The sequence below is a fragment of the Amycolatopsis sp. NPDC051373 genome (assembly GCF_040689465.1).
Taxonomy (GTDB): Bacteria; Actinomycetota; Actinomycetes; order Mycobacteriales; family Pseudonocardiaceae; genus Amycolatopsis.
The window spans coordinates 157,979-184,894 of record NZ_JBFBAE010000010.1 but is presented as its reverse complement, the minus strand read 5'-3'; the positions used below and the strand labels follow the sequence as shown (position 1 = coordinate 184,894).

The following is a 26,916-nucleotide window of genomic DNA, read 5'->3' as shown; positions in this document are numbered from 1 at the left end:
TTCACGCCCCTCTCATGGCCCAGCCGAGACGAGACGAAACGACCGCGGCCAAACGGTCGGGGTCTGTCTCCGTTGTGTTGATCGTGACGTTGTTGTTGATCGTCGAACCGCCTTGTCCCATCCGCCGGTTCGTCACTGCGAGGATCTGTTGAGCCCGCGGATCTGTCGGGTCGTTCGGGATGTACGACTCGTCGACTGTCGGGCTGTCCCCCAACATGCGGGGACTCCTCGGTGGCACGATCTGCGCAACACGTGGCATCGTCGGGAGCAAGGAAGAACCGTCAGTGCCGACAATGTCGCCCAGGGCATAGCCCTTCGGCGGCAGGTTCGGATTCGCCTGCTGCACATTCGAAATGTCGCCATACCGGTTCAGGATGTAGTTGATCGAGGCCGCGATATTTGCTTCCGGATCGAACATGTTGTCCGGCAACGATCGATTCCGGTTGGATTCGAACGTCGGCCCGATCGTCTGAGTCAACCCACCAGACGGATGTCCCGCCTTGGCATTGCTGTCCCAGTTGTTAACAGCCCCAGCGTTCCACCCAGACTCTCGTTGAATCAGGGTGTTCATGCCGGCTTCCCAACGCGCCCACTCGGACCTCGGAACACCGTCCGCAGCCAACGCCGCGTCAATCAACGCCAGGTGCTGCCCCGACGGAATAGCACCACCGCCACCACCACTGTAGGTCGGCGGCACATACTGTGGCATCTGCGGCGGATGCGGAGCACCCATCATCGCCGCGACATTCACCGCAGTGATGTAGGCGCTCCCCATCGAATCGCCGACAAAGTTCCCCGTGACCAACCCGCCAGACGCGAACTTCGGAAGCTTCTTCTGTCGAAGAGCCTCCATGTAGTCCACGCCGTAGTGAGCCACCGCGTCGGCCGGCTGCACGAACTCGTTGTTCGACAGCTTCGCATCAATCAGGTCATCCTTCGGACCACCAGGGCCCGTGACGTGACCGCCTTCGGCGAAGTTGGCGTGCTCACCGTTGACGAGGACGTCAATGCCCTTGTTGCCCAGGTACTGTTGCAGCGGAGTCAAATCCATCTGGGCGACACCGGTAGTGCTGAACCGGTAATCCTTCGGGATCTTCCCCTGCTGCTGAAGGAAATCGAACGCAGCTTTCTTCGACCCGTTGAACGACGCAGCAGTGTCGTCAACCATCTGGTTGTACTTCTGCTGTTCCGTCATCCACGCCGGGTAGGAGTTGAACAGCTGCTGCAACTGTCCCCAGTTGTTTCGCCCGGCCTGGGTCGCCAGATCCAGCGAATGTGTGTTCAGGTCGTTCGCCGCACGTGCCGCGTCCTGTGCCTGCTTCAACGCCGCCAGGGACTGCTTCTGGTTGAAGATCGCGTCCGTGACCGACTGGCGTGACTTCTGCTCCGCATAGACAGCGTCCGTCACACCCTGCTCAGCGCGCACCACACCGGCCTGTGCATCCACAATGGCCTGCTGAGCCCTGCCCAGCGCATAGTTGGCGTCCGACAGGGCGAACACGGCCTGCTGCACCTGCTGGTGAGACTTCACCAGCGCCTGCTCAGACGACGTGACCTGGTCCTGTGCAGACTTCAACGCCTGCTGAGCTGAGATGACCTGCTGGCTGCCGTCGACGCCGGCCTTGTCGGCTGCCGTGACCTGCTCACGCAGGTTCACGCCCGTGTTCATGGTGTCGGCCAGCGAGTTCTGCGCGCTGACCAAGTCCAGAGCGGACTGTTTCAACGCCTCGTTCTGTGCCGTCAGCGGCGCAGCCAGGATCGACTGTGCGTTGTCGGTGGTGACACCGGCAGCAGCCGAGGTGCGGGTTTGGTCGAACAGCCTGATCTGTGCCTGCTGTTCCGACACGATCTGGTCGTTCAGCTGAAGGTGCAACGACTTCAACTGCTCAGCCGCGGCCTTGCGGGCATCCGTCAAAGCAACCTGCGCTTGCCGCTCGGAGTCCTGCGCCTTCGCCAGGTTGTTCTCAGCGGTGATCACGCCAGCTTCAGCGTCGATCACGCCTTGTTGGGCCTGCGCCACTGAATGCTGGGTGTCGACGTAGGAGTGTTCAGCGTCGGTCACCGAACGGGTAGCTGCGGCGACACCTTCGCGTGCCGTCACGACTGCCTGGGCGGCCTGAGCCGCGGAATGTTCCGCATCTGCGACGGCCGTGACGGACTGGCTGTACGAGTGCTGGGCACTGGCCAACGCCTGGCTCGCCTGGTCGGCGTTCTTCTGCAAGTTCTTGAAGTAGTCGGCGGTCGACTGCTCCGCGTTGAGCAGCTTCACTTCCTGGTCGGAGAACGCCGACGTCACTTGCGCGACGCCTTCCGCGCCGGCAGCACCGGCACCGGGCAGCTTCTGGAAAGCGCCGGTGACAACGTCGACCGACAGCCCGAACTGCTTCGCCACGCCCGACGCCGCGCCCTGCTGTTCCGACGTCAGCTGTACAACCTGCGCAGCCGACTTTTGGGCGTCGTTCGTGTCACCGAACTGGCCCTTCAGGTCGCCTAGGGTGCCCTGCAACGCCCGGAACTGCTTGATAGCGGCTTGGACCTGCGGAGTGAAGGTGCTGTCGAACTTCGGGTCAGCCGACGCCCAATCCTTGATCGACTTGGTTAGGTTCGAGGTCGTGCCCTCAACCGTGACCGACTGCTTGCCGAATGCGTCGATCGAGCCCTGCATCTGGGCGATAACCTTCTGCTGGGCATCGCCGTTGCCGTTCAACGCGGACGTCAAGTCCGACACTGAAATGCCGGCCGAGTTCGTCTGCTTGATGAAGTCAGCGAACTTCGGGTTCGACGCGAGAATGCCTGCCGCGGCGTCCGGTGCGGCCTGGCTGAGTTGGTTCAGTTGCTGGGTGAAGTTCTGGACGGTCGGGGTGGCTTTGTCGGTGTTGCCCATGAACAACGCCATCGCGCCGGCGACTGCGGCGAGTCCGATCCCGACGGGGCCGAACGCGAACGACGAGGTTTCGGATGCGGCGGCGAGGGTGGTGGTGGCTTCCGCTTCAGCTTCTGTCGCGGCTGTGGCGGCGGCACGAGCAGCGGTCAGCTGTTCCTCAGTCACCGCGGATGCTTCGCTGGCCGCAGCCGCCTCGACAGTCGTGAGGCTCAGCTGAGCCTGCGCGGCGGTCTGCTGTGCTGTCGCCAATGCGGCGGCAGCAGCCTGGACAGCCTGCTGCTTGCCCGCGTTGGTCAGAAGCGTGAAGCTACCCACCGACTTGTCGGTTGCACCGGCCATGTCCAGCGCCTTGTTGGCGAACGTGGACACACCGGTCGAGACGGTGTTGAAGATCGGCAGCAGGCCGTTGGTGGCGGCCTGGAGTGCCTTGAACGCCACGACACCGACCAGCACCGACGCGGTCGGGCCGGACATGAAGTTCAGCAGCGGGCCGAGGTCGGTGATCGCGGCACCGATGAGGTGGATCGCGGGGGCTAGACCGCTGATGAACACGTTCGCGAGGTTCGTTGCCGCGGGGATAACTGAGGTCAGCAGCGCGTTCGAGAACGGCATGATCGCGTTCACGAGCCCGGCGGCGACCGGCAGCAGCCGGCTCACATCGGACAGCAGTGCCTGCAACCCGCTGGACGCCTGGGAGAAGTCGATGCGTGTGACGAACCCGGCGACCCCGGTAGCCACTTCCTCGATCCCGGTGCCGAGGGCCTTCGCCAGCGGGGTGGCGTTACCCAGGGCCGTCGAGAACGCGGGCAGATCCGTTTGGGCAGCCTTCACCAGCGACCCGGACAGCGTCGTCAGGAACGGGCCCATTTCACCCGAGATCGTCTGGACCTCCGGGGCGAGCCCGCGGATCCCGTCGGTCATGGTGCCCAGCGACGACACGATCACCGGGGTCAGTGAGGTGAACCCGTTTTTGAGGACGTCGACGCCCTCGGTCTTCATCGTGTTGAACGACTGCTGCACCTGCGGTGAGCTGTGTTCCGCGGCGATACCGATCGCCGTGAACCCGCCCGCCACCAAAGCAAGACCACCAGCCACCAACGGGCCGGCAACCAGGGTTCCTAGAGCCGTCCACCCCAGAGTGGTGGTGCGGAACATGCCAAGGAAACTGTTGCTGCTGTCTTTCGCGCTGGAGTCGACCGACGACGACAGCTCACGCAGAGCCTTCTGCGCGGTGTCGTTGTCCACCTCGACGGGGATGCGGACCTTCGCCTCTTCCGACGCCATCGCCGCAAGCAACTGGACTTCTTGCTTGAACTCGACAGCCTTGTCGAGGTCGACGGGGATCTCCGCGGAGAGACCCTTCTCAACCTCTTTGATCACTTCGGAGAGGTTGAGGCGGAACTCTTCCGAGTCCGCGTCGAGCGGGATCTTCAGCGACTCCAGTGTGGTGCTCTTGAGACTTGCCCGGATCTGCTGACGCCACGCGTCATCAACCGGGTTCGCCGCCTCCACCGGAAGCTCTGCCGGGCCGGAAGCCTTGACCCGGTCCTTGACCGCCTGGGTGTTGCTGGGGTCGTTCAGGGCCGTTTGCAGGCTGATGGGCGCTTCGCCCTCAACCTTGGAGCGGATAGCCTGTTCGTCGGCCTGCGTCTGGTCCCTCAAGTGGACTTCGACATAGGCACTGCCGATTCGGTACTCTCCGTCGCCGTCAGGCATGGGTTCTCCTCACGGCGTTATTCGGCAGGGACAGTCACGTACGTCCCTTGGCCCATGAACAGTGGATCTGTGCGCATCACGTCGGCGATGTCGTTCCAGTGCGCGCCAGCGGGTTCAGGCGGCTCGGAGACCGAGGCTTGTGGTGCTTCACGAACAGCGAGCGCTACCGCACCGCCGTACACCGGTAGCCGGCGCATGAACGACAGGAACCGGTCGGCGGGAAGTTCCTCGATCTCGTCGACACGGTGGTACACGGAGAAATCCGAACGCACATCGTCCAGGTTCTGTACGAACCAAACGATCTCGGAAACCGTGTCAACCCACCGGTCGGGGATCAGGATTTTGGGGAGGCACCAAACACGCGGTCGATGACGGCGTCCCGGATGACCTGGAAGTCAGCGAGGGTCAGGGTTTCGCACGCTGCGAGAGCCTTGTAGCCGTCTTCGCCCAGCATCTTCTGCAACGCGTACTCGACAGCCTGGTTGTCACCGGCTTCGAGGGCGAGCTTCGTGGCCATGATCGTCCACGCCGCTGGGGCCTTCTTCGGGATCGTGAACGTCTCGTCGCCGATGGAGAACAGGGGTTCACGGTCGTCGATGATCGCCTGAATGGCGTCGACGTTTTCCTTGCGGTCCAGACGAAGCACGTTCGCCGCGGCCGGCTTACGGGTGGTGGTGCGCTTACGGGGGGCGTTGGTTACCATCTGCGGACTCCTCGCAGGTTGGACCTGGTGTCCGCGTACAGGGAGTCTCTGCACGCGGACACCAGGAGATGAAGGGAACTAGCTGGATCAGGACTGCTGGTCGACGATGTGGTAGGGGGCGACCGTGTTGGACACGTAGTACGCCTGCCAGGTGCAGGCCAGACCGGTCTGCTTGTCCTTCGCGTAGTTCAGATCGACCTTGCTGGTCTGCATGGTCTTACGGAGGATGATGCGGCGCCGGAAGTTCGAGTTGACGGGGCCAGGGGCCCAGCCGTCGAGGATGATCGCGGCGTAGGGGAGCTGGGAGGCGAACTGGCCGAAGTTCGGTTCGAACGTCGCGAACCCGGCACCGGTCGCGCCGATGGTCGAGTTGAGCGCGTTGGCGAGGTTCGCCAGCGTCACCTCAGCCATCGTGGTGGTCACCGTGATGGTGCGCGACGTGAGCCGCGTACCGGGAACGTCCACGATCTGGTCGGCCGAGAAGTCGGTGAACTTCGGGGCGATGGTCATCATCACGCCACCGTCGGTCAGACCGACCTCGGTCCACGCCGAAGCGGCCGGCGTGGTGTTGACGTTCGCGTCAGTCGGCTCAATGGCCTGGAACGCGCCGACGTAGACCTGAGCAGGCCCCATCAGCAGGTTGGCAGGATTCTGGGTCATGAGAATGTCTCCTTGCACGAGGGACGGCACGAACCGGCCCCGAAGGTTTGGTTAGTCCCTCCGCGGAGGAATGCGGAAGCGAATGCGCTACATGCGCGTCAGATGCTCAGGTCCCGTTTGCGGAACAAGGCAGGGCCCAAAAAAGGCTGGGGTGGAACGACTCCGCCGGTGTAGTGGACTTCGTCGTCACTGCCCCGATAGGCGATCCGGTGGCCGCGTTCCACAAACACTGCGTAGTACACGTTCGCTGCGACCCGACCGGTGTCGTCGGTGATGGTCGAGTCGATCGATTCCTTCAAACGGCCCGTATCCACAGGGCACGCCTGAATTGCGTCGTCTCGAATGTCGTCCACGACCTTGCTGAACATTTTTTGGATGTCGCCGTTCAGCTTGTCGCGCCAGTTCGGTTCGTCGGCGTAAACCACGTGCACCACGAGTCATCACCTCACGCAGGGATCCAGTGCAACGCAACGTCGATCGAGTACATGGCGTAGTCGCCGAAATCGCCGAACCCGCGGCGTGGCCGGCCGATCACCTGGGATTGCAGTACCTTCGCGTTCTGATCACAGTTCGGCAGGGTCAGGAAACGTCCCACGTGTTGGTAGGTTTCGTTCCTGATCGTCTCTGTCAGGTTGCGGGCTTCCCCCCACGGCGGGTAAGGCGAGTTGGGGTTCACCGCGAAGCACTGGAAGATGTACACCGACTCGTGGAACGTGTAGTACGGGTTCGACGACCCACCAGTGTCTGAGCAAACGACGAACCCGGATGCCGCCCACGTGGAGTTGTCCGCCGGCAGCTGGTCACCGGTCGGGACACCCACCACCGCGGCGGCCCACTGCTGGGCAACAACATCAGGGGACGCGTACTTGAACACCATCAGCGCCCCCTAGGATGTGCCGACCCGGCGAAGCGTGGCTTGCAGATCGGGGCGGATAGCGGCGATCCGGATGGTCTGTACGTCGACAACCCAATACGTGATTCCGTCGTGGGAGTCGTCGCGGACCCGGTCGTTGACTTGCAGGTCTGTTCCGTACGGGAAGTAGCCGGTGACGATGCGGGCGATCCTCGGGGTTTGGGTGCTGTTTTCCCACACCCGTTTGTCTTCCTCGTTGATCGACGCCAGCACATTCGTTTGGACCGGCATCATCGACGGGGACGGATCACCGAACTCGTTTGGGACGGTGCCCCGCATGATGGTGGCTCGACAGGTGGCGAGTTGATACACCTCAGCCCCCTACTCCAACGATTCCCACGAGTAGAGACCGTCCGAACCGGACGAGAGTGGGTCGGTGCCGAACACCCCGTAGCCGTCGGTGAACGGGGACTGCACGTGCAGCGATCGGGACTTGAGCCACGACACGCGCGACAAAGCCTTCTTCGCGTTCGGGGCGATCAACAGCGCGTCGGGACCGAACGAGGTACCGCCGCGACCGGTCCTGGATGCGGACCCGAGACTGAGAATGTCCATACGGACAAACATGTCCGGTTGTTCCGTCAACCACGCCGCCTGAAAGCAGACAGCCAGTTTCATCCAGTATTGGTCCCGTGTACCGACACGGGTCACGTCCTCGTAGGTTCGGGCCGCATGCATGTCGATCGTGGCCGACGCCTGCATGAGTTGCGCCTGAGTGACTTCCGTCCCCGTGAAGGTGGCGACATCATCGGTGGTGGCCCACGTGGATTGTGCGGGCTGAGTCATGTCGACTCCTCAACGGTCGGGGGTGGGGGCAACACGAGGCTGCCCCCACCAATGGTCACGACCGTCAGCCGACGTTCTCCAGGATCGCGAACGCGTTCTCGTGACCCACAGCGAACGCGCGGCGGGAGCGGAACTTCAGGTACGCGGTGTCCGACAGGGCACCCAGACCGGTGTTGCCGTCGATGTTCTGCACCGACAGCGGCTCCCGGTTGCCGACCAGCATGTAGTTCGCCGAAGCGATGATCAGCAGCGGGTTGCCGGTCGGGGTCGGGGTCGGCGTGGCGGAGGTCTTCGCGCCCAGCGACCAGTGAACCGGGTGCCCGAACAGGGTCGCGCCGCCGCCCTGGCCACCACCGGCGGTGCCGTTGGACGACTCGTTGAAGATCGGCCGGCCCTGGTTGTCGACGACGCCGCGCAGCGAGTCAGCGAACGACGGGTGCGCGATCACGACGAGGTTGCCCGGGTCGAAGTAGTCGCCCGACTCGACCTGCTTGAGCGGCTTGCGGAGGTCGTTGTACTGGACACCCGAACCGGCGGTGGTCTTGTTCAGGTTCGCGTTCGCGACGTAGCCGCTCACCGCGTTGCTCTGCGTCAGCAGGTAGTAGAGCGAGTCGAACGCCCAACCCGTGGTGCCCTTGGCGCCGGTGACCGCGAGGCAGCTGTTGTCGAACAGCTTCGCGAACGAGGTGCCCGCGTCGATCGTCTTGGCGTTCACGATGTCCGCCAGCGAGTCGTTGAGGTCCTCTTCGGCGATCGGCACAGCGCCGCCGTACTTCTGGGCGTACAGCCACACCGCGTCGTTCGCGGTGGTGGTGTCCTGCCCGTAGTTGCCACCCTTGGCGATGCCGCCCATGGTGACGCCGCCCGACCGCGGAGTGCTGCGGGACTCGGTGGTCATGGGGACGTTCTGGCCGTAGGCGATGACGGCGGAGTTCTGCTTGACGCGCTGGATGACGTCCGGCGAGTATTCGACCGGGATCCACTGGTCAAAAACCTGGTTAGGCATGTTTGATGTCTTCCTGTGAAGGGATGAGAGGGAAATGCGGCACGACAAAATGCCGCTCATCCCGTCACGGGAAGGCGGCTAACACTTCGCCCCTTCACGGGGCGTGGGTGTCGCTATTCGGTGGTGGTGCCCATGATTCGGGCCGCGATGAGTTCTCCTGCGGTTTTCGGTTCCGTCTTCGCAGGCTTCTTCGGAGCCACATCGGCCTTCGGCGCCGGCTTCACAACCGGTGCGGGCGGCTTGGGGGCTTCGGACTGGATGAAGAACTCCGGGCACTCTTCCTGGAGTCGGCCCACTTCGATGTCGAGACCAACGACTTCGTCGTTTCCGTCGAATTCGAGGCGGTCCATCTTCATGAGAGTCAGCAGATGACTCACCCGATCGGTGCGAGCATTTGCTTCGAGGAGTGCGGATTTCGCGACGATCGGCTTGTAGCGGGCCTGCGCAGCCTCCAGGGCTTCACGCTGGGCTCGCGCCGAGTCGTCTTCGTTCTGCTGCTCCAGTTTCCGGATCTTCGCGCGCCGATCCGCCGACTCTCGGTTTACCTTCGTGAGTCGATCGGCTGCTTCCTTCTGGGCCTTCTGGAGCTGTTCCCACTCTTCCTTCGTGGGCGGGGTCCACTCGTCGGCGGGAGTCTCGTCGGTGGCGCCCGTCTCGGACGTCTCCTCCGTGCCCTCGTCGGTTTCGGTGGTCTCGTCCACGACATCAGCGGTGGTGTCTTCGGTGTTCTGGTCGTCAGCGGCCATCACGGCGTCAACTTCCTGTGAGAGAGAACCCCGTCACGGGGTTGGGAAATGTCCGCGCTTGACCGCGCGGGTGGCCCGTTCCTGCACGCTCTTCGGCACCTGCCAGGCGTACGGACGGGACGATTTGTTGGCGATCCGATGCAAGAGACGACCAGCGGCGTCAAGCCGCACCGTCTCCGATTCGCTCGGTAGCCGTGTGCCGCGGAGGATGGAACGCTGTGCCTCACGGCGCAACGCATCCGCGAATGACAGTCTTGGCCCGTCCTGGCCGAACCAGAGGGTTGTGCGGCAGCGGCATCCGGGGTGGCGAGGAGGGCCGATCAGGCCGCCCTCAGGAGCCCAGTTGATGGTCTTCTTCGCGAAGGTGGCGGTCACGTCGAACTGGTCGCCGATGTCCACGATCTCGCCCGACAACGCCAAGCATGTGGCGCAAGCGTCGGGTTCTGCAATCCACAACAGCTGTGCACCCAAATCCTGTGCTGCGTCGCGGATCCCTGTGTTCAGGTTCGTGTTGAACCGGGTCCGTACGTCACGTACCAACCCGTTCGATGCCACCTGCGCAAGACGCCCCTGGTTCGCCAGGGTGGGCCAGTTGCCGCCGTAGGTGAAGTTCAACGCCTGCGACGAGTGCTGCACCTGGGATTCGGCTGCCGTGACAACGTCGAGGATGTCCCCGCTGCGGGCGTCCACCTGCAATGTCACCGGCGCTTGGCCGGCCTCCCGATAGCCCTGCTGCCCACCCAATGACCGGGCGTTGTCGAGTCCGTCGCGGACCTTCGATGCCATGTCGGGTGGGATGCGGTTCAAGCCGTCGGAGAACGATCCAGCGACCCGTTGGAACGCTGGTCCTCGTTGACGTTCGTGCAGGTTGCCGAAGTTACGCAGCCATAGGCGTTTCGCCGTTGCCACGGCTAGTGCGACGTTGGCGGCCAAAAGGCCCGCTGTCACCGCTATCAGCGCTGCTTCCGCTGCTAGCGCTTCCTTGTCGTGGCGCGAGATCAGTGCCGGATTCGGCGGGGTCGGCTGTTGGGGCGGTGCCGGGTTCGTCATTGGTGACATCCCCAATCAGGTGGGTGATGATCCCGTTGACCTGCTCCATGGAGATGACCCCGGCGGTGACACCGGTAGCGAACGCCGCGACCGCCTCTGCGACCTGCAAGAGCAGTTCGGCCTTCTGCGGCAGACCGGACTCACGTTCGTCTTCCCACTCGTCGACCTGGGACTCCGTGTAGCCGGCTTCCATCAGCGTCTGCTTCACCGGGACACCAGATGCCTGCTTCGACTGGGTGTTCGCCCACGTCGAGGCGTCGTCGTTGGACTCGACCGGTTCCCACCGGACCGTGACCTTCATGTCCGGGTATCCGCATAGTTTCAGCGCGAACTGGAAAATCTCGCGCCACGTGTCACCGAAGGACGCGATGCGGGTCTTGACCTTCTTCACGAACGGTGCTTCCGCCGTCTTCAACGACTCGCCGGACGGAACATCGCCCGAGGGGTCGAAGTAGTGCAGCGGCGTGTTCGTGATCGTTGCCCCGCAGCGGAGGTAGAACTCTGCTGGGTCCGTGAAGTTGTGTGGGTCCGCGGGATCGAACTGGCCGAAATCCTTGATGCCCTTCTGCATCCAGATGGAGCCGGGGTCGGCGCGGAACTGGGAACGGCCTTCCATGCCGTAGTCCTCAGTGGTGCCGCCCTGCTGCATCCCAAAGGAGAACAAGCCCTCGTCCAGCCGCGCTGCTTCGCTCGTGTCAGACTCGGGGTCCAACAGCGCATAGCGTTGCGGGAAAGCTTGGTAGTCGACGCCGGCCATGTGACCGACAGCGAGCTTGTGCAGGATATCCGAGACCGGGTAGAAGCCCTTGTGTTCCGGCTTGCCGTACTGATCCGCGTCGGTCTTGAAGTGGAACACCGGCGGCCGGCCAAAGCTGTGGGGCGTGACGGGCGCGGGGTTGTCGTCGTCCGCGTCCTGATCGGAGTCGTCCGCGTTCGTCCCGGTGGTGGGTTCGAAGTCGGCGGCGCGCTTGCCCTTGGTCTTACCCTTGGAGACGTACGACTCAACCCGGTCGTCGTAGTACAAGTCGACGCGGACCTTGTTGCCCGCGATCTCCCACTTCTTGATCACATAGTCGATCTCGTTGGGGTTCGACGCCTTGTAGAACACGCGGACCGTGCGCGGATCCTGGTAGTAGAGGGCGATGTCCTCGGGCTTGTACTTGCCGTCGGTCTCTTTGGCTCCATCGCGGGGCCACACGATGATGTAGGCGTCACCGAACGTTGAGGCCTTCCGCATCGTGTTCGGGGCCTGAAGTTCGAGCTTGTTGGCCTCGAACACCGCCTGGATCACGGCATCTGCGTCCGGGCTGTCCTTGTCGCCGTCGTTGGCGGTGATCGACGCGATCTCGCATCGATCCGCCACCGAGTCCACAACGATCGCGTCGAAGTTCAGCTGATAGTTGATGCCCGATTGGCGCATCGCGCGGCGCATCCGCGGCGACGCGAACACCTCCGGCGCGTTCCCCTCGTACTTCTTCTCCGCCTTGTCATACCCCGGGGACGCGGTCCGCATCGCGGCCAGTGCGTTGTCCAGGTCCTGGTTCGTCGGACGCTTGTCGTCTTCGAGGAGAGCAGCCACTGGTTACCTCCTCTAGATGTACGACGCTGATCGTGGGGTGTTGTCGCGCTTGGGTTTGTCGTCCTTCAGGAACACCGTCACACCAGTTCCTGCCGCATCCACAAGGTCGTCGTTGGCGCCCTTCGGGAACGCCACCATCTGCTCTTCCAACGCAGGCAGTGGCTTGGCGTGAAACACCTTGCTTCGCTGATACTTGGTGAGCAGAGACCCGGCGCGGATCTCTTTCGGTGCCGACTGGTGGACGGTCTTAACTGGACATGGCATTCCGTGAAGGATCGCCTTCCACGTGTCGCCGCCCTGGTTAGTTTCGATGACAATTCCGGCGATCATCGGGTACTGGTCGAGGATCTGTATGACTCGTTGCCGTAGCGGCTCACCTGGCTGGATTCGCAGTGCCCACGCGTCTCGGAGGACACACACGCCGAGTTCCCGGTTGAATCCGACGACGACGAGCGCGGTGAAGTCAGACTTCTTCTTGCTCGTTACCGCCGGGTCGATCGACAGGATGCAGTGGGTGTCCTTGATGTCGTCCCGATGAGTGAAGTCAGTGTCGACCCAGTAGGCACCATCGACAGCCATCGGGTCGTTCATCATCTGTGAGCGGAAGTGACGTGTGTGGCGGTTCTCGATGATGTACTTCATCGGATACTTCGCTGGCCACAGCGGTCGTTCTTCACCGGTCACTTCGTCGGTGACGACGATCGGGTACCAATGGCATCGGATCTTCTCGTCCCGCACCCAGTCCGGCGAATCATCCATCTTGCGGGCGGTCTTGACCAAGTCGTGAATGATCGAACCGGGCATCGTGACGGTGCCGGAGATGATGACGCGGGCGTACACGTTCATCGGGAACACTGTCGCCAACACAGTGTTGAGCCGTTGTTCTTTCTGATCTGCAGAATAGTTCTTCTCGTCCGGTTCGATGTCGTCGAGGATCAGAAGATCGGGCCGACGCTCGTCGACCTTCAACCCGAGAGCGTTCGAGTCGATACCCTTAGCGATGAACACAAAGTCGTTGGAGGCGTGATACATCTCCATGCGGTCCGCGCGGAGCGAACCGTTCGCACGCCGCGCCGGGGAGCACAGATCAGGGAAGTCAGTCCGGAGAAGCTGGTTCTCCTCGATCTCCCGCTTGAACGTGCCGAGGTGGCGTCGCGCCATGTCGGCGGAATCGGCGAAGGCGGCGATGAACTTCCGATGCCCGTGCGCGGCCGCCCACAGCGGCAGGATCAGGAACAGCCACGTTGATTTTCCGATTCCGCGAGGCGCAACGTAGGCATCGCGGGACTGTGCCGGCTCGGTGTCGCGGCGGATCCATTCCAGTGCCTGCTGAACGATGCTGATGTGGAACTCAGCGAAGGTGATCTCTCCGTTGCCGAACGCTGGGTCCTTCAGGTGGCGCGGGACATAGCAGAGGGCGAACAGCAGAGGGTCGAGGCGGGTGAGAACCCGTCGTCCCTCTGGGTCGTCGAGGAGTTCCCGCATCTCCGGTGCGCGGTACTGCGCGAGGTAGGCATCAAGGTCGAACCGGCCGTCGACAGTTCTCGGGTAGGGAGACAATGTTCGCCTCCCGGACATGACTGAGGCCCGGAGGTGTCAACCTCCGGGCCTCAACCTTTGAAGTTATCCCTAGCCAAACCTAGCCTTGCCCCACCTCGCCGGGCCCCAGCTCGACACGCCTCGCCTCACCAGGCCATTGCCGGCCAGTCTACCATCTTCACGCTGCTTCAATCTCCGTTGCCACATCGGCGGCGAGAGCGAGCAGGCGAGACTTGATCTGTGCGCGGTGCTGGCAGGAGATCGCGAACATGCGCGGGTCGTGCCGGTCTAAAGCCCAGTCGATGCGGCGCTCAACCACGGCGAGTTGCACCAGAAGGTCATGCTGCTGAAGCACCACAGGGCCTCCTACGCGTTGAAGCGGCCGGCCACGAAGTGGAGGAAGAGATAGGCGCAGAAGGCGGTGAATACGGGCACCAGGACGAACCTGCGCGGCGCACGGGGCTTGACCCCCATCCAGCGGCGCACGGTCGCAGTCAACGTCTCAGACGGCTTCTCAGGGATCCGCGAGAGGAGGGCTTTGCGTTCCCACCACGCGAACGACACGAGAGTGCCGGCCAACCAGAGGGACCAGGTGCGGTTGCCGTTCATGGCCGCTCCTCGCGTTCAACGTGGGCGAGTGTTCAACTCGGGTGAACGTGGCGGTTCAGTGAACGCTACGCCTCCGGTGGCTCCGTGTAGTCCGGGCACTGGCTCTTGCTGCGAGACATGATGCGACCGCAGTTCGTGCAGTAGTCCTCGTGGGCGCAGCTGTACCACATGGGCTTGCCCGTGCGGTGGTTAATGAACCAGCCACAGCGGTCTTCGAAGCCATGCCGGCCCGTGATCGCCCACCGCTCGAACCGGGTCTCAACGACATGCGGCACGCCCTCTTTGCCACGGCACCACTTCTTGCGGTCCTTCTTGCCCGGGGCACGCTTCGTCTGCTCAGGCTGGAGTCGAGCGACCTCACCAGCTCGGTACTTCGCGTCTTCCCAGACCATCGGAGCCGCCTTAGTCGAGTGGAGCGGGACCGTCAGGGGTGTCGTGTGGATGATGCCGCTTGCAGTAGACGCGGTCACCGTGGTGGAAGCGTCCAACCCGCCAACAGCGGCGTCGGTCGCAGTTGTGTTTGCGGACCACCGTCCAGGCTCCGGCGACCATGCCAAGATCGGCGCAGATGCCCGACCAGAACAGGTAGAAGGGCCCGGAAGCGTCGTCCAAGCCGAGGATGTGGCCGATCCAATGAAGCATCGCCACTCCCCCGCATTCAGTCGTCGAGGTTCTCCGGGAACCACGCGCATCCGTACTCGCGCACGAGCCGTTCAGGGAGCACGTACCCGCAGTCGATCAGGACGGGGATACAGTCGTCGTCCTGCGTGCACGGCTGGATGGTGCCGCCCGTTGCATAGTCGCTCATGCTTCACGGGCCTTGCTGGCGTTCGGGCCGGCGAGAGCAGGTGGCACGTTCGCGTGGGTCATCATGAGGTCAAACACGCGGCCCCAAGCCTCGGCCCAGCTGGACCACTGGCCACATATGAAGCAGTCGTCCACGTCGTCGTAGCGAGGGACAAACGGGCGGTCGAAGTCGCTCATGCTTCCTCGTCCTCCAATCGGCACCATGGACAACGTCGGACACCCGGAAGCAAATGAAGCAGCGTGTACGTCATATCGAGCAAGCCGGTTGCCCAGTAGCGGCCAAGCCACCACGGCCGACGCGACCGGACCGGCACACCGTCCTCATACGCGGCTGAGATCTTGTCGGCCGGCTCATCGTCCTCGTAAAAGTAGCCGCGGATCATCAGTCCTCGTCCAGTACAGGAGTCACGACGTGGGAGACCATCGCGTGGACTGCCAGCGCATATCTCCGGATCGTGGACAGGCAAGGATCGGAGTTGACGCACTCGAAGTCTGCGACCTGCTCCACGGTCCGCCCCATGCGTTCGGCTACCTCGTCCCGGGACAAGCCTCGCGCCTTGCGGATCTCGACGAGGTCAGCAAGGCACTGGTAGTCCTGTTCAACGAGGAAGTGCGCCAACCGCTGCTGCGGGTCGCTGTAGTCGATGCCGAGCAGTTCGTCAAGTTCATCGGCTTCGTAATGCGGAAGGTTGCTCATGCTGCCTCTTCATTCAGGTCGGCTTTCGCCATCGCGATCAGCCACATGCATTCCTGTACCGACTCGCGCGTGATGGTGGTGCGTTCCCCGTGTTCGTGGGTGGTGAGCCGTCCGGATCGGACGAGGTCACCGAGGAACTTGGTGCTGACTGACCAAGATCGCGCGAGACGTGTGAAGGTGATGCAGTCTGGGCACATGTCTCTCACCCCCTGATTCAGGGTAGAGAACTCGACCTTAACTGATTGTCTCATTCAGGCGTGATCTTCACAAGGAAACCTCGCGCGATGGAAATATGTTGTCGATCACTACCAGCCCCTGGCGCGGAGGAACCCAACAGCGTCCAGCCACGACACAAACGAGAAGTGGTGCAGCGAATCCGCACTCTTCCCCTCATCGTCAAAGCCGCACGTCTCCCACTGAACAAGCCACCGGCGCGGCAAATCCCGGTACTGCTTGAACAGGTGCACGTGATGGCTCACCATGCGTCAGGCCTCCCCGAGGTGTTCTGCCCCGCATGCCGGTACTCCCACGTCTTCACCGGCACATGATGAAACGTCGCGCCGGCGTCGAGCATCGCAAGCCACAACCCCCAGTCGTCATACGACGTACCGGGAACGCACTGGAACCCACCCACCTCGCGCGCCAAATCGGCACGGAACAGGGCAGTGGTGGGGATGTAGTTTTCGCGCCGCAACGCCACCGGGTCGAACGGCTGCCCAAATCGGTCCGGGCGCAAGTCTGGCGCACCCTGCATCTGAGGCCACGGGTACACCACGTCGGCCCCAGACTCATGCGCCGCGAGGACGCACACGTCGAGGTGGTTCGGGAACCACACATCGTCGTCGTCAAGCCACGCCGCCCACGGGGTCGACACGCGAGCCAAGGCACGGTTCTTCGTCGCCGCGGCCCCCGTACGGTGATGGTCGTACTCCACGACGATTCCGGCCGGCTGCACAGTCTGCATCGCGATGGAGGCGAGAGCGGCACGGAGACGCTTCGCACGCGGGGGGATCGTGCAAACCACGGCGGTCACGTCCATCGTGACGTCGATCAGGTTCACAGACATCAGAACAGCTCATCCGTGCTGAAGGTCTCGGGTTCAGGACTCGGCTTCGGCGGACGGATACGCTGCCACCGCTTCGCGACCATGGCCACCAGGAGCCACGGGTACGCCATCGGTGCACGCCCGTGAGACCCGTGCTTGGTGACGCGACGGATGCACCATCTGCACGTCATGCCGATCGAGGTACGGATCGGCAGGTTCGACCACGACCCACTCGCCGGATGCCCGCACGCGGTCTCGTCGGGGAACAGCCCGTCAAGGGTGAGGTGCTGCCGAGTGCCGAAGATGGTCTTCGTGTACCAGGCACGCTTGCCGTCGGGGGTGTAGAAGTCGTCACTCACGCGTCCTCCTGGATGTCGAGTGCGGCGCGGAGTCCGCGGATCTCGTAGTCCCGGTTCCGGATCGTCTGCAACAAGTCAATGACCTCGTGCGACTCGAAATGGCCTCGCAGGGCTTCCTCCACCGTCGCGAGCGGTACACCCGTGAACGCCACATGGTTGCTTGTGAACAAGCCGCCACCGAGGGAGAACCGAACATCAGGCACAGTGAACCGAGCATCACACCCGTCGATCGGGCACTCCAACACCCCCGCGGGTGCGAAAGTAGTCATCATCTTCTGGGCGAAGTCTTCAAACCAGCTCACGCTTCACGGTCCTTCACGGTCGCCTCCAAGTCAGCGAGAGCCTTGACGTGCGGCTTGAGCTTCATCCGAAGGACCGTCTCACGGCGCCACTCGTCGTGGGACGCCTCGATGACGTAGTCCTCTTCGATGAGGTTCATCTCGCCGATTTCTTCGTCGCTGATGCGCATCTCCCCGCCGGCTCGACGGAGCATCAGCAGGGCAAGCCGGACGAAGTCGTTGTTGCTGTCGTTCATCGCCACTCCCATCAGTAAGGCCAGTTCGGCCAGTTCGGGTGCACTACCCGGGTTTCACGGAGTGCCTGTTTGAACCGCTCGATGTCCGGCGTCTTCGGCTGGTGCTCCACGGTGATCCCGAACCGCTCCAGTTGCGTCAGGTCCGGATCCCGATACGCGGTGCGGTACACCACGCGCGCGATACCGGCGTCGATGATGCGGCGTTGACAGGACTGGCACGGCGAGTGCGTCAGGTACATCGTCGCCCCGTCGTACGGCCCGAACTGTGCGTCCAACGCGTTCCACTCGGCATGGATCGCCTGAGTGCACGGCACGTCGATCGGGTGGGTGCAATGCGGTTCGCCGGCTGGTGCACCGTTGTATCCGGTGGACAGTACTCGCTTCCCCCGCACTACCACCGCACCCACCGACAGGCGAGGACAGGTTGCGCGTGAGGCAGCATGTTCGGCGAGGGTGAAAAAGTAGGTGTCCCACGACGGGCGGTTCATCGGTCCGCCGCCACAAACCGACGGAATTCCGATTCGTGCACCCGATACCGACCCCCACCCAGGTTGCTGGTCAACCAGTACCCACCACCCAGAGCCTTTTCGATCCGGTCCAGGCGACCGCTGTCAATCACGATCAGGTCGCGCCACTCGTATCGATCCCGCATGGCGACCCGGACACAGCCGTAGCGAAGGCCAATGTTGTCCTTGTCCACGCCGATCATTCGTTCCTCGCCGCAGATAGAGCATCGGACACCAGCCAGCGGCCACCCGTCGTTCTTGACCTCACCGGTCCAGTCCCACGAGTGCATTTTGCGATCATTGTGGAAATAGTAAGTCTTGATTCCGAAGATGCCCATACGTCTAGTGTCCCCGGCACCTACGACAAGCTACGGGTTCAAATCCAATGCCCGCAGTCACAGTCGCATTCGTACCGCTTCCACCCACGAGGAAGCACCCCGCGCAGTACCCAACCGACCCGCGACAACCGCTCACGTCTCAACTCCCGACGCCGGCGCTTCCAGTAAGCCGCTGTATCGGCAGCCTTCTGCTCCGGGCTTCGGTTGTCCGGGCGATCGGTGTACGTGTTCAGGAAGTGGATCGCTTCTTCCAGGTTCATGCGTGTCGGCAGGATGCCACCGGACGCGTACGCGGTGTTGTTATCGTTGGGGTCGGGGACGGTGCCGTCGGGGTTGAAATCGGTCATGCCTCAATCATCCCCGACGGCCACGACAAGCTATGCCGATCAGAAAGGGGGCTCATCGCCGAAGCTAGACGGGCCCGCAGGGGTCGGCTTCGAACCCCACGCGTCGTCAGCCGGCGCACCACCGAAGTCACCACCGCCGCTGCGACTGACCTTGTTCACCTTCGCCGTGGCGTACTTGAGGGACGGGCCGATCTCATCCACCTGCAACTCCATCACGGTGCGCTTCTCGCCTTCCTTCGTCTCGAACGAGCGCTGCACCAGCCGACCCTGCACGATCACTCGTGCACCACGAACGAGGGATTCGGCGACGTTCTCGGCGACCTGGCGCCAGATGTTGCAGCGCAGGAACAGTGCGTCGCCGTCCTTCCACTCGTTCGTCTGCTTGTCGAACGAGCGCGGGGTACTGGCGATGGTGAAGTTCGCGACCGCCGCACCCGACGGGGTGAAGCGGAGTTCCGGATCGCTCGTGAGGTTGCCGATCACTGTGATCGTCGTGTCATTCGCCATGATTACGCTCCTAGCGTTCTCGTGTTTGCTGCTTCGTCCATTGTCCCACCCGGGTACGACAAGATCAGTCGCGAAAGTCGGGATGGTTCGGCATGTACGGCACATCCCGGGGATCCGTCCGGCCCCATTCGATCGGGTGGTCATTCATCCAGTGCAGGGTGATCACGGCGAGCGGAGAGCAGTAGCCGTCGTAGGTCTTGCTTCTACCGCACAGCTTGCAGGTGATCAACGGGGACCGCCGGCCATCGGGCATTCACCCGCGCAACGCTGCACCCGCTGCGACTTGAACGTCATCTCTGGCAGCGACATCGTGAAGATCCGGGACTGCGCCACGACTCGATCCCACTCCGCTTGCGTGGAGTCGTAGCTAGGTGTACTGAGCACGTACCGCTGTGGCCACGCCATGCACGGGCACGGCTGGCGGATACCAAGCCGGCGCACAGTACCTCGAACCAATGGGGTCATCCCTAGTCCTGTTCTCGCGGCGGGCCAACAGGGTGCACGTTCTCGACCGGGATGCCACCGAGAGCAGCGAAGAACTCGCGGCCATAGTGGGTCACCGCGTCAGAGCGGACCCAGCATTCACCGTCAGACAGCTTCGCTTTGATCGTGTCGCGTTCGTCAGACGTTGCCGCTCCTCGCCACGCGTACGGGTTGGCCTTCGCAACCTCCCACGTGGAGTACTCGCGCGGCTCACCGTCCAGCCACGACACGGGGCGGCCGGCAGGGTCGTGACCGTCGTGCCCGCGGTCGTTCGGCAGATGCTGGGGCTTCCCGCATGCGGTGCCGGAGATCGGCGACAGGGCTCCACAAATCACGGGCGCCACTCCTCGCGATAATCGGGGTGCTCGTCGTACGGCAGAGCGAGCAGGCGAAGCGTTCGGCACAGAGCCGCTTCTCCGCAGCAGCCACACGCCTTGTTCCAGGGCCAGTCGGGCGTGTGTAACTCGATGATCTGCCGCTTGGCGGCCACGTCGTCGAGCGTCCACCGCTTGGGGCAGTCACACCGGCCGTAGTCCGGGAGATCACCGTTCTGTTCGTAGCAGGAATCCAGGCTGGCGCAGTGGACCCCGTGGCCGGCGTTGGCTGCGGCTTCGCGCTCGTTCTCCCGCGCGCGGAGGAAAGTGATCAGGTCATCCACGGTAGTCGTGGTCATGGTCGTCTCCAGTCCTCGCAGCGAACGCACACCTCAGCCCTGCGGAACCAACGGCGCGCGGGGATGAAGTTGTGTCGTTGACCGTCCGGGCAGTAGTAGCGGCTGTTGAGCACCAGACACTGCCGCGTGCTGCCAATCAGTCCCAGAGTGTCCATGCCCAGGCGTTCGAACTCCCACTGCCTGCGCACATGCTCTTCCCATTCCCCAAGGTCATCCACGGTAGTGCTCCCCGTATCCGTGATCCGAGCATTCCCGCTCGTGCAGCGTCGTCGACAAGCCGCGGCGGACCACAGCCGACACCAGCACGGCACGGCATTCGCAGTGATGCGTGATGGTCTCCCACCGGGTTCCGATCCGCTTCCCTATCGGTGGGTTGCTGTCCGGGTCGCAGTCGCACAGGATCGAGCCGGCTGCTTCGACTTCGTCCGCGACCTCAACGCGAATCAGGTCATCCACGGTCGTCTCCCCACCACTGATACTCGGGAACGGTGTACGCAAGGTGTGTCTCTTCACCGCCAGCACCGCGGCCCATGTCGTCGACAGCCGACCACCACCAGTAGACGAAGGGCCGGCCGACATACGGCGCGACCGCGAACGCCTTCTCTCTCTGCATCGTGATCGTCCGCGAGGACATATCATCAAGCTTCGGGATCGGGAGCGCACCAGGATCCGCGATCATCGCCTTGAACGAGACAGGCTTCGGGAGGTGCAGGACATGGCCGCCGTACGACTTCCCGTCGAGCCAGTCGATGATGGTCCGCTTGTGCCGCTCGTGGTACGGATGGCAGTAGCCGGGTGGCGGCACCCTCCCGTACAGGCCGGTCGGGTGCGCGGTGAGGTCTTCCTCCATGCGGGCCAGTTCGGAATCCTCCCAGGCTTTCGCCTTGCGTCGGATGCCTTCCATGGCCGCGTTCAGGTCGTCGTCCCAGTCATCCACGATCTTCCCCTTCGCGCCACGCGCGCTGCTCCGCCATCGCCTTCAACACAGCACTGCGGATCCGCTTCACCTTCAACAACGGGAACAGGCGCTTCAGCTTCGGACGGTCGCGTTCGAGGACTTCGCTGGCATGGGTCATCGCGTCGCAATACCCGTCTAGGTACGCCAGCAGTCGGGCACTGGGGTTGTCCTCTTCGAGGATGACATTGCCCAACGCCTGATAGCCGTCGAAGAGTTCATCGAAGATCTGTTCGGCCTTCTTGCCCATGACTCCAGTATGGGGCACGACCACGACAGGCTATGGCCTCAACGTGCCCGTAGCGCCCACGCCAGTTGACGCGAGACAGCAGCGGCCAGACGTTCCGACGGCACGGACGACACGAGGTTGATCGTAATCCGCAGTGCGGGCTTCTTGCGCTTGAACCATGTCATGCCACCAGTATCGGTGGAGACTACGACAGGCTTCGGGCAACGAGGATCTGTGACCACTCCACCGACCTGTGTTCCACAACATCGAAGCCGGCGGCCGTGAACATGGCCGCGTACCCGTCGTGGTCCCATGCCCACGCATGGTTCCACTCGTGCCGCTCAGGGGTCTCGCCGTGCGGGGAGGATGCCACGACCCAGTCCGCGTTCGCTGCAAGCACACCGCCGACGAACCCGTGCGGATCCGGGAGGTGTTCCAACATCTCGGTACACGCCACAACATTCGTTGGCGCACCCCATGGGATGTCGTCGGTGAGCACGTTCGCTTCACGGACCTCGACACCGCGGACGTCGTTGGCGTAACGAACCGATTCCGTGATCAGCTCAAACCCGCACGCACTCCGACGCAGCCCGGCAGGAAGTAGCGACAGAAGCGCCCCATCCCCCGCGCCAACATCGGTGATCCAGTCGATGCGGTGTTCCCGCACCAGACTGGTGACCGTGTCCGCGACCGCGGTCAACCGTGCCGTGTGCACACCTCCTGGGTGCGCGAGGTGATTGCAGGATTCACTGTCAGCCCACCACATCGGGTCCAGCCATGCCGGCGGATCCGCGGGGTCGTACAGGCGGTGTTCAGCCATTGCTGTTCCCCAGTCGGTCGAGGCGCCACGCGTTCGCGACACGAAGGATGCGTTCCGGATCGCCGATCGCCGGCGCGTAGAGCTGTTCGAAGCGTTGCCGGTTCGGGTTCGCCTCAGACAAGTCCCGTGCAGACTCGGGGTGCCACAGCTCGAACAGTGGCGTGAGTGGCTGGTGGCGGATGGGGAACACGGTGGAGAGCACCGCGACCAGCGCCGAGTCCTCATAGCCCCACTGCTCGAAGTTCTCGTCCATGCCGCCGACGTAGTCCCACGCGGCGCGTCTCACGGCGAGGACACCCGGGCACAGGGCGTCCGGGTGGATTGCGCCCCACTCCAACCCGTCGACACTGATTCGGCCGGATAACAGGGCTTCGGTGGTGTTGGGGGTGGCGTAGTTGATGCCGCGGTGGAGTGGTGTCCACGGTTGGCGTTCCAGGGTCATGACGGCCCAGTGGAAGACGTCGGTGTTGGGGATGTGATCGGCGCCGTAGAGGGCGAACATGTCGACGTCGTCGGGGGCTTTGCGGGCGGCGTTGTTGAGGGCGCGGGACACGGAGAAACGGCCTGTTTCGGCGGCCATGGGGTCGGAGCCGGCGATGAGGTGGACTCCGGTGTTGATCCATTGTTGGCGGAGGTAGGTCCAGAGTCGGGCGCGGTGTGCGCCGACGGGGTCGGGGGTTTGGTGCCAGGGCACGAGTACGGCGAGAGTCAATGAACACCCCTTGCACTATCCACTACTATCCACTATGATGAGTTTATGACCGCAGCGACCAGCCTTCGCAACAAGGCCCAGCGTCTCGTCCAAGCCCAGTCCACTCAGACGCTGATCACCAGCCTCACCGCACTCGGTCCGCAGATCGACGAGGCCCGCGAAACCGCGCAGCGCACGAAAAACTACGACGACGCACAGGCGCTCAACCTGACCCGCTCCTGGGTGGTCAACGAGCTGGAGAATCGCCACCCCGAAGCATCAGCCGCTGTGGAACAGGCGTTCATCGACGCCGAGACGGATGAGGACATGCTTGCCCTTGACTACGACATGCTCCTGATCGCAGCCATCGTCAAGGCTCAGCGATGACAAAGGACATTCCCGGTACCGACCTCCCACTGACTGAACCGATCAGCGGCGACGAGTACATGCAGGTCCTGTTGCAGCGGCAGGCCGCGTGGCTCGCTCGCAACGGCGGCGCACTGAAGTTCCCGCCGCTGCTCGAATGGTTCGTTCAGGACGGTGACGAACAGTGGGTGCAGCTGACCGAGACCGAGCCGGCGCCGAAAAAGGAACGCAAGCCGCGTGTCTACCGGTCCGCGGCATCACTGCGGGAGGAACGCGACAACGTCGCCGCAAAGCTCGACGCGCTCACCGCGGAGGACACCACTGACGGTGCCGTAGTGAACCTGTCGCCCAACTCCCGATCCAAGTCCGCGGCACGGGCCGGCCGGCGACGCTTTGCCAAGATGGATCGCGACCTTCAGCGGTACACGACGTTGCGGAACAAGTTGGCACTACTCAACAGCCGAGTCGCCACCGCGGAAGCACGCGAGAAGCGAGCCGCCTAACCCTTACTGGCAGGCTTCGCAGTCGGGGTCGGTGATCGAGCACGCCACACCCAGCGGGAAGTCCGCGTCGAACTCCGCCGTGACGCGTGCACTAGCTTCGTCGGTGAGACAGCCATCCGGGCAACGGTCCGGGGTCGCGGCGTTGGGGCCGGCGCAGACACCGATACGGGACGCGCACTGGCACGGCAAGTTGGTCATGATTCACGGCTCCTGTAGTTGATCGACGATGGGTGAATGTCCGGGAGACCAGGTGGCGGTCATCAGTCCGGCATCCGTTCCTGCCACTGGTGTCCGCACGTCTGGCACGTACGGCCCATCCACCGCTCCCACGTCTCCGACAGGCGATCGCCATACAAGCGGCGGTTCGGGCTGATACCGCGCAGATGGTGCAACGCCACCACGCGACAACCCCAGCTGTTGCAGGGCGAGTACAGCTCGAACGGCGGCGGGTAGTCCTTCATGATTCGTACGCCTCCACCCACCGATGTACGTTCAGGTCAAAGGTGCGGGTACGGGCCCAGTCGCGGGCCTGCTTCCCCCACTGCGCGCGCAGATCCTCGCCGTACACGGGGTCGAACAGCTCCCCCAGCAGATCCCGCCACGCGTGCGCGTCGGTGGCGCCCAACGCGGGACAGCCGGCGTGGATGGCACGCGCGTACGGGCCCGTGTCGGACACGATCGACGGGATCCCCAACGCCGACATTTCCAGCAGGGCGAGTTCACTCTTGGAGTCATTGAAGACACTCGGCCGCAGCGGGATCAGGGCAGCGTCGAAGTCGATGGCGCGGAGGAAGTCCCCCACCGATGGCATCCACGGGGTGTGGCGTGTGGTGGTGTGGCGGGTAGTGACGCGTGCCGTGTAGTCGGCGCCCATGGAGTGGAAGCCGACGCGTCCGCGCTGTGTGGGGTGTTGGAGCCAGGAGCGGAGGGGGCGGGCGAGTTCGCCGAAGTCGCGGGAGTGTGAGGATCCCCCACGCCATCCGACGGTGAGCGTGTCTGTGGCCGGCCGGTCGTGGTTGAGCAGCCATGCGGGGATCTGGTTGGGCACGACGTGCACATTGCGGTTCATGGTGCGCAGTACGTCAGCGAGAGGTTCGGTGGACACGGTGACCGCGTCGGCTACCTCGACATTGCGCGTGAGGCGCTTCAGGACGTCGTCCCGGTAGAACGCCGCGGCGGGTCTGTTGCTGGGGTCCACGTGCCACAGGTCGTCGTCGATCTCGAACACCAGCTTCGTGTGGCCGGCGGTGGCGAGTCTCTGCCAGGTGCGTGAGGCGCCTTCGTTGCAGACGCGCATGCCGACGATGACGTCAAACGCACCGTCATGGGCTTCGTCGGGGATTCGTTCGGAGCAGGTGACGTGGTGGCCGGCGTCGCGGATTGCTGCCGCGGGGGCCAGTGCCCGGTAGTGGCCTACGCCTTGTGAGTCGCAGAGCCAATAGAAGATCCTCACGTGTTGCCCTCTCATTGGGTTGCACTATCCATCACTATCCACTAGTGTTAGGTCATCAGCGGGGACCACCCCCAAAACCCAAAGGAGTCCCGATGACCGCCACCGAACTCGCCGCCACCATCGCCTCGGCCGAAGCTGCGATCGCTGCGGCGCGGAACTCCTACCAGGCCGCACGAGAAGAACTCGAATACACCATGCGGCGCGACGTCCGCATGGGACGGCTCCACTCGGTGCCCAGCGAAGACCTGAAGGTCTACCTGGCGCTCGCGCAGGAATCGCCGCAAGCGAACGCGAAAGCGATCCTCGACATCAAGGTCACCCTCGGACGCCGCGGGCACTGACCGATCGGGCGTGAGCGGCTAGGCCGTGCACCCGGGCATCCGAGACCCGGCGTCCACCAATCCCCGTTCCACACCATCCAGAGAGGATCCACCGATGACCGCCGTCGCCGAACCGTTCACCGCGTTCACGACCCCGGAACCGGCAGACCCCTACCTCGTCTTCCTCGACCTCGCCGACCTGTACCACCACGAGGGCTCCACCCCCCGCAACGCCGGAAGGCGCGCCATGGACCGCATGCAAGCCCGCGGATACGACGCAGTCACCGTCCTCGACTGGTTCCAGCGCTACACCCTCGACACCCTCTGAGAGGACGACCGATGACCGCGAAGGACTGGCACCACGACAACTGTGACACCTGGCTCGACGGGCCCTGCGACTGCGCGGACCTCGTCGAACCAGTCGAGGCGGACGCGGAAGGTCACGGTGACAACTGTGGTCTGTGGGTCAACGAAGTCTGCGATTGCAGCTTGGTGACCGCATGACCACCCGAATCCTTCCGATGTTCGACCGTGACCACCAGGTATGCACCTGCGGATGTTCCGGCGGACAGCACGGGCACCAAACCGCAGCCGGCGAATGGGTTGGTATCGGATTGGGTGTCTGCCACAACAACCGCCACGTCTACCTGGCCGAGTTCAACACCTACAAGCCCACGTGCGGATGCACCGGGTTCAATCCGAGATGAGGAACCGAATGACCACCACCGAACCGCGCGTCTTCACCGCCGACAGCCCCGAACCCCAGAACGTGACACTGCTGCAAACCGACAACGGCATGTTCGTCGAACGCAACTCCCACGGCTGGACTGTCGACGGCAACACCTCGTACGACTGGAACGACGTCACCGACCTCGGACCCGTGCGGGAACTCGTGTCACCGACACCGATCGACGAACTTCGTGACCTCGTGCGCGCCGCCATCGTCGAGCACGCCCGCAACATGGCCGGCGTCAATCCCCGACCCGACTACCGCGGCGACACCGGCGACATCGTTGACGGCCTCATCGATACCGCCATCGTCCACACCACCGTCAGCTGGCCGAACGACTGAGAGACGACTACTGACCCCG

Annotated in this window: 42 protein-coding genes; 6 read left to right on the top strand and 36 right to left on the bottom strand. The window is 63.5% G+C overall.

Annotation, left to right across the window (positions count from 1 at the left end; translation table 11 throughout):
* Nucleotide 1: 1 nt before the first annotated feature.
* From AB0383_RS20635 to AB0383_RS20475, 33 genes are all read right to left on the bottom strand, one after another.
* Nucleotides 2–4,600 carry a transglycosylase SLT domain-containing protein gene (locus tag AB0383_RS20635; RefSeq protein WP_366188263.1) on the bottom strand — a complete coding sequence of 1,533 codons (4,599 nt, stop codon included), beginning with the start codon at nt 4,598–4,600 and terminating at the stop codon, nt 2–4.
* A gap of 17 nt (nt 4,601–4,617) precedes the next feature.
* Nucleotides 4,618–4,854: a hypothetical protein gene (locus tag AB0383_RS20630; RefSeq protein WP_366188262.1), complete on the bottom strand. Its 237-nt coding sequence runs from the start codon at nt 4,852–4,854 to the stop codon at nt 4,618–4,620.
* A gap of 80 nt (nt 4,855–4,934) precedes the next feature.
* On the bottom strand, nt 4,935–5,303 hold the full coding sequence (locus AB0383_RS20625; RefSeq protein ID WP_366188261.1) for a hypothetical protein: 369 nt from the start codon (nt 5,301–5,303) through the stop codon (nt 4,935–4,937).
* Between the two features lie 87 nt (nt 5,304–5,390).
* Complete coding sequence (locus AB0383_RS20620) at nt 5,391–5,963, bottom strand: hypothetical protein (RefSeq protein WP_366188260.1); 573 nt, start codon at nt 5,961–5,963, stop codon at nt 5,391–5,393.
* A 98-nt stretch (nt 5,964–6,061) separates the two neighbouring features.
* Nucleotides 6,062–6,397 (bottom strand): HK97 gp10 family phage protein, encoded by a 336-nt coding sequence (locus AB0383_RS20615; protein WP_366188259.1) that lies wholly within the window; start codon nt 6,395–6,397, stop codon nt 6,062–6,064.
* 11 nt (nt 6,398–6,408) lie between these two features.
* Nucleotides 6,409–6,840 carry a hypothetical protein gene (locus AB0383_RS20610; protein ID WP_366188258.1) on the bottom strand — a complete coding sequence of 144 codons (432 nt, stop codon included), beginning with the start codon at nt 6,838–6,840 and terminating at the stop codon, nt 6,409–6,411.
* A 9-nt stretch (nt 6,841–6,849) separates the two neighbouring features.
* On the bottom strand, nt 6,850–7,188 hold the full coding sequence (locus tag AB0383_RS20605; protein WP_366188257.1) for a hypothetical protein: 339 nt from the start codon (nt 7,186–7,188) through the stop codon (nt 6,850–6,852).
* Nucleotides 7,189–7,197: 9 nt separating this feature from the next.
* Nucleotides 7,198–7,662 (bottom strand): hypothetical protein, encoded by a 465-nt coding sequence (locus AB0383_RS20600; RefSeq protein ID WP_366188256.1) that lies wholly within the window; start codon nt 7,660–7,662, stop codon nt 7,198–7,200.
* Nucleotides 7,663–7,726: 64 nt separating this feature from the next.
* Nucleotides 7,727–8,668 carry a phage major capsid protein gene (locus AB0383_RS20595; protein ID WP_366188255.1) on the bottom strand — a complete coding sequence of 314 codons (942 nt, stop codon included), beginning with the start codon at nt 8,666–8,668 and terminating at the stop codon, nt 7,727–7,729.
* A gap of 113 nt (nt 8,669–8,781) precedes the next feature.
* Complete coding sequence (locus AB0383_RS20590; RefSeq protein ID WP_366188254.1) at nt 8,782–9,414, bottom strand: phage scaffolding protein; 633 nt, start codon at nt 9,412–9,414, stop codon at nt 8,782–8,784.
* A gap of 33 nt (nt 9,415–9,447) precedes the next feature.
* Nucleotides 9,448–10,200, bottom strand: a complete 753-nt coding sequence (locus tag AB0383_RS20585; protein WP_366188253.1) for a hypothetical protein — start codon at nt 10,198–10,200, stop codon at nt 9,448–9,450.
* Between the two features lie 91 nt (nt 10,201–10,291).
* Nucleotides 10,292–12,043 (bottom strand): phage portal protein, encoded by a 1,752-nt coding sequence (locus AB0383_RS20580; RefSeq protein WP_366188252.1) that lies wholly within the window; start codon nt 12,041–12,043, stop codon nt 10,292–10,294.
* Nucleotides 12,044–12,055: 12 nt separating this feature from the next.
* Nucleotides 12,056–13,603, bottom strand: coding sequence for a hypothetical protein (locus AB0383_RS20575; RefSeq protein WP_366188251.1), 1,548 nt, complete (start codon nt 13,601–13,603; stop codon nt 12,056–12,058).
* Between the two features lie 157 nt (nt 13,604–13,760).
* Entirely contained in the window at nt 13,761–13,940 is a 180-nt protein-coding gene (locus AB0383_RS20570; RefSeq protein WP_366188250.1) for a hypothetical protein, read from the bottom strand.
* Nucleotides 13,941–13,948: 8 nt separating this feature from the next.
* On the bottom strand, nt 13,949–14,191 hold the full coding sequence (locus tag AB0383_RS20565; RefSeq protein WP_366188249.1) for a hypothetical protein: 243 nt from the start codon (nt 14,189–14,191) through the stop codon (nt 13,949–13,951).
* Between the two features lie 65 nt (nt 14,192–14,256).
* Entirely contained in the window at nt 14,257–14,583 is a 327-nt protein-coding gene (locus AB0383_RS20560) for a hypothetical protein (RefSeq protein WP_366188248.1), read from the bottom strand.
* 266 nt (nt 14,584–14,849) lie between these two features.
* Nucleotides 14,850–14,999 (bottom strand): hypothetical protein, encoded by a 150-nt coding sequence (locus AB0383_RS20555; RefSeq protein ID WP_366188247.1) that lies wholly within the window; start codon nt 14,997–14,999, stop codon nt 14,850–14,852.
* Nucleotides 14,996–15,175, bottom strand: a complete 180-nt coding sequence (locus AB0383_RS20550; RefSeq protein ID WP_366188246.1) for a hypothetical protein — start codon at nt 15,173–15,175, stop codon at nt 14,996–14,998. Before AB0383_RS20550 ends, AB0383_RS20555 begins: the two co-directional genes overlap by 4 nt.
* 205 nt (nt 15,176–15,380) lie before the next feature.
* Nucleotides 15,381–15,695: a helix-turn-helix transcriptional regulator gene (locus AB0383_RS20545; RefSeq protein ID WP_366188245.1), complete on the bottom strand. Its 315-nt coding sequence runs from the start codon at nt 15,693–15,695 to the stop codon at nt 15,381–15,383.
* A gap of 475 nt (nt 15,696–16,170) precedes the next feature.
* Nucleotides 16,171–16,761, bottom strand: coding sequence for a glycosyltransferase family A protein (locus AB0383_RS20540; RefSeq protein WP_366188244.1), 591 nt, complete (start codon nt 16,759–16,761; stop codon nt 16,171–16,173).
* Nucleotides 16,761–17,099 carry a hypothetical protein gene (locus AB0383_RS20535; protein WP_366188243.1) on the bottom strand — a complete coding sequence of 113 codons (339 nt, stop codon included), beginning with the start codon at nt 17,097–17,099 and terminating at the stop codon, nt 16,761–16,763. Before AB0383_RS20535 ends, AB0383_RS20540 begins: the two co-directional genes overlap by 1 nt.
* A complete protein-coding gene (locus tag AB0383_RS20530; RefSeq protein WP_366188242.1) occupies nt 17,096–17,401 on the bottom strand; it encodes a hypothetical protein in 306 nt (101 codons plus the stop codon). Before AB0383_RS20530 ends, AB0383_RS20535 begins: the two co-directional genes overlap by 4 nt.
* Entirely contained in the window at nt 17,398–17,634 is a 237-nt protein-coding gene (locus AB0383_RS20525; RefSeq protein ID WP_366188241.1) for a hypothetical protein, read from the bottom strand. Before AB0383_RS20525 ends, AB0383_RS20530 begins: the two co-directional genes overlap by 4 nt.
* Nucleotides 17,635–17,645: 11 nt before the next feature.
* Nucleotides 17,646–18,122: a deaminase gene (locus tag AB0383_RS20520; protein ID WP_366188240.1), complete on the bottom strand. Its 477-nt coding sequence runs from the start codon at nt 18,120–18,122 to the stop codon at nt 17,646–17,648.
* On the bottom strand, nt 18,119–18,478 hold the full coding sequence (locus AB0383_RS20515; RefSeq protein WP_366188239.1) for a hypothetical protein: 360 nt from the start codon (nt 18,476–18,478) through the stop codon (nt 18,119–18,121). Before AB0383_RS20515 ends, AB0383_RS20520 begins: the two co-directional genes overlap by 4 nt.
* Before the next feature lie 38 nt (nt 18,479–18,516).
* Nucleotides 18,517–18,825, bottom strand: a complete 309-nt coding sequence (locus tag AB0383_RS20510) for a hypothetical protein (protein WP_366188238.1) — start codon at nt 18,823–18,825, stop codon at nt 18,517–18,519.
* A 39-nt stretch (nt 18,826–18,864) separates the two neighbouring features.
* On the bottom strand, nt 18,865–19,332 hold the full coding sequence (locus tag AB0383_RS20505; protein ID WP_366188237.1) for a single-stranded DNA-binding protein: 468 nt from the start codon (nt 19,330–19,332) through the stop codon (nt 18,865–18,867).
* An 814-nt stretch (nt 19,333–20,146) separates the two neighbouring features.
* Entirely contained in the window at nt 20,147–20,488 is a 342-nt protein-coding gene (locus AB0383_RS20500; protein ID WP_366188236.1) for a DUF6221 family protein, read from the bottom strand.
* 210 nt (nt 20,489–20,698) lie between these two features.
* Complete coding sequence (locus AB0383_RS20495) at nt 20,699–20,944, bottom strand: hypothetical protein (protein ID WP_366188235.1); 246 nt, start codon at nt 20,942–20,944, stop codon at nt 20,699–20,701.
* A complete protein-coding gene (locus AB0383_RS20490) occupies nt 20,937–21,425 on the bottom strand; it encodes a hypothetical protein (protein WP_366188234.1) in 489 nt (162 codons plus the stop codon). Before AB0383_RS20490 ends, AB0383_RS20495 begins: the two co-directional genes overlap by 8 nt.
* Complete coding sequence (locus tag AB0383_RS20485) at nt 21,418–21,693, bottom strand: hypothetical protein (protein WP_366188233.1); 276 nt, start codon at nt 21,691–21,693, stop codon at nt 21,418–21,420. Before AB0383_RS20485 ends, AB0383_RS20490 begins: the two co-directional genes overlap by 8 nt.
* A 184-nt stretch (nt 21,694–21,877) precedes the next feature.
* Nucleotides 21,878–22,492, bottom strand: a complete 615-nt coding sequence (locus tag AB0383_RS20480; protein WP_366188232.1) for a methyltransferase domain-containing protein — start codon at nt 22,490–22,492, stop codon at nt 21,878–21,880.
* Nucleotides 22,485–23,204, bottom strand: coding sequence for a galactosyltransferase-related protein (locus AB0383_RS20475; RefSeq protein WP_366188231.1), 720 nt, complete (start codon nt 23,202–23,204; stop codon nt 22,485–22,487). Before AB0383_RS20475 ends, AB0383_RS20480 begins: the two co-directional genes overlap by 8 nt.
* A gap of 45 nt (nt 23,205–23,249) precedes the next feature.
* On the opposite strand from AB0383_RS20475, the gene AB0383_RS20470 reads away from it, so the two are divergent.
* Nucleotides 23,250–23,570, top strand: a complete 321-nt coding sequence (locus AB0383_RS20470) for a hypothetical protein (RefSeq protein WP_366188230.1) — start codon at nt 23,250–23,252, stop codon at nt 23,568–23,570.
* The gene (locus AB0383_RS20465; RefSeq protein WP_366188229.1) at nt 23,567–24,052 is read left to right on the top strand and encodes a hypothetical protein; all 486 of its coding nucleotides are present in this window, start codon (nt 23,567–23,569) and stop codon (nt 24,050–24,052) included. Before AB0383_RS20470 ends, AB0383_RS20465 begins: the two co-directional genes overlap by 4 nt.
* 3 nt (nt 24,053–24,055) lie before the next feature.
* Here AB0383_RS20465 and AB0383_RS20460 read toward each other — a convergent pair whose 3' ends face one another.
* The 3 genes from AB0383_RS20460 to AB0383_RS20450 all read right to left on the bottom strand — a co-directional run bounded on the left by AB0383_RS20460 (nt 24,056) and on the right by AB0383_RS20450 (nt 25,520).
* Nucleotides 24,056–24,250 (bottom strand): hypothetical protein, encoded by a 195-nt coding sequence (locus tag AB0383_RS20460; protein ID WP_366188228.1) that lies wholly within the window; start codon nt 24,248–24,250, stop codon nt 24,056–24,058.
* A gap of 62 nt (nt 24,251–24,312) precedes the next feature.
* On the bottom strand, nt 24,313–24,513 hold the full coding sequence (locus tag AB0383_RS20455; protein ID WP_366188227.1) for a hypothetical protein: 201 nt from the start codon (nt 24,511–24,513) through the stop codon (nt 24,313–24,315).
* Entirely contained in the window at nt 24,510–25,520 is a 1,011-nt protein-coding gene (locus AB0383_RS20450) for a hypothetical protein (RefSeq protein WP_366188226.1), read from the bottom strand. Before AB0383_RS20450 ends, AB0383_RS20455 begins: the two co-directional genes overlap by 4 nt.
* A gap of 77 nt (nt 25,521–25,597) precedes the next feature.
* On the opposite strand from AB0383_RS20450, the gene AB0383_RS20445 reads away from it, so the two are divergent.
* The 4 genes from AB0383_RS20445 to AB0383_RS20430 all read left to right on the top strand — a co-directional run bounded on the left by AB0383_RS20445 (nt 25,598) and on the right by AB0383_RS20430 (nt 26,897).
* Entirely contained in the window at nt 25,598–25,846 is a 249-nt protein-coding gene (locus tag AB0383_RS20445; RefSeq protein ID WP_366188225.1) for a hypothetical protein, read from the top strand.
* 94 nt (nt 25,847–25,940) lie between these two features.
* Complete coding sequence (locus tag AB0383_RS20440) at nt 25,941–26,153, top strand: hypothetical protein (RefSeq protein WP_366188224.1); 213 nt, start codon at nt 25,941–25,943, stop codon at nt 26,151–26,153.
* 11 nt (nt 26,154–26,164) lie between these two features.
* A complete protein-coding gene (locus AB0383_RS20435; protein ID WP_366188223.1) occupies nt 26,165–26,329 on the top strand; it encodes a hypothetical protein in 165 nt (54 codons plus the stop codon).
* Between the two features lie 211 nt (nt 26,330–26,540).
* Nucleotides 26,541–26,897, top strand: a complete 357-nt coding sequence (locus AB0383_RS20430; protein WP_366188222.1) for a hypothetical protein — start codon at nt 26,541–26,543, stop codon at nt 26,895–26,897.
* The last annotated feature ends 19 nt before the right edge of the window (nt 26,898–26,916 follow it).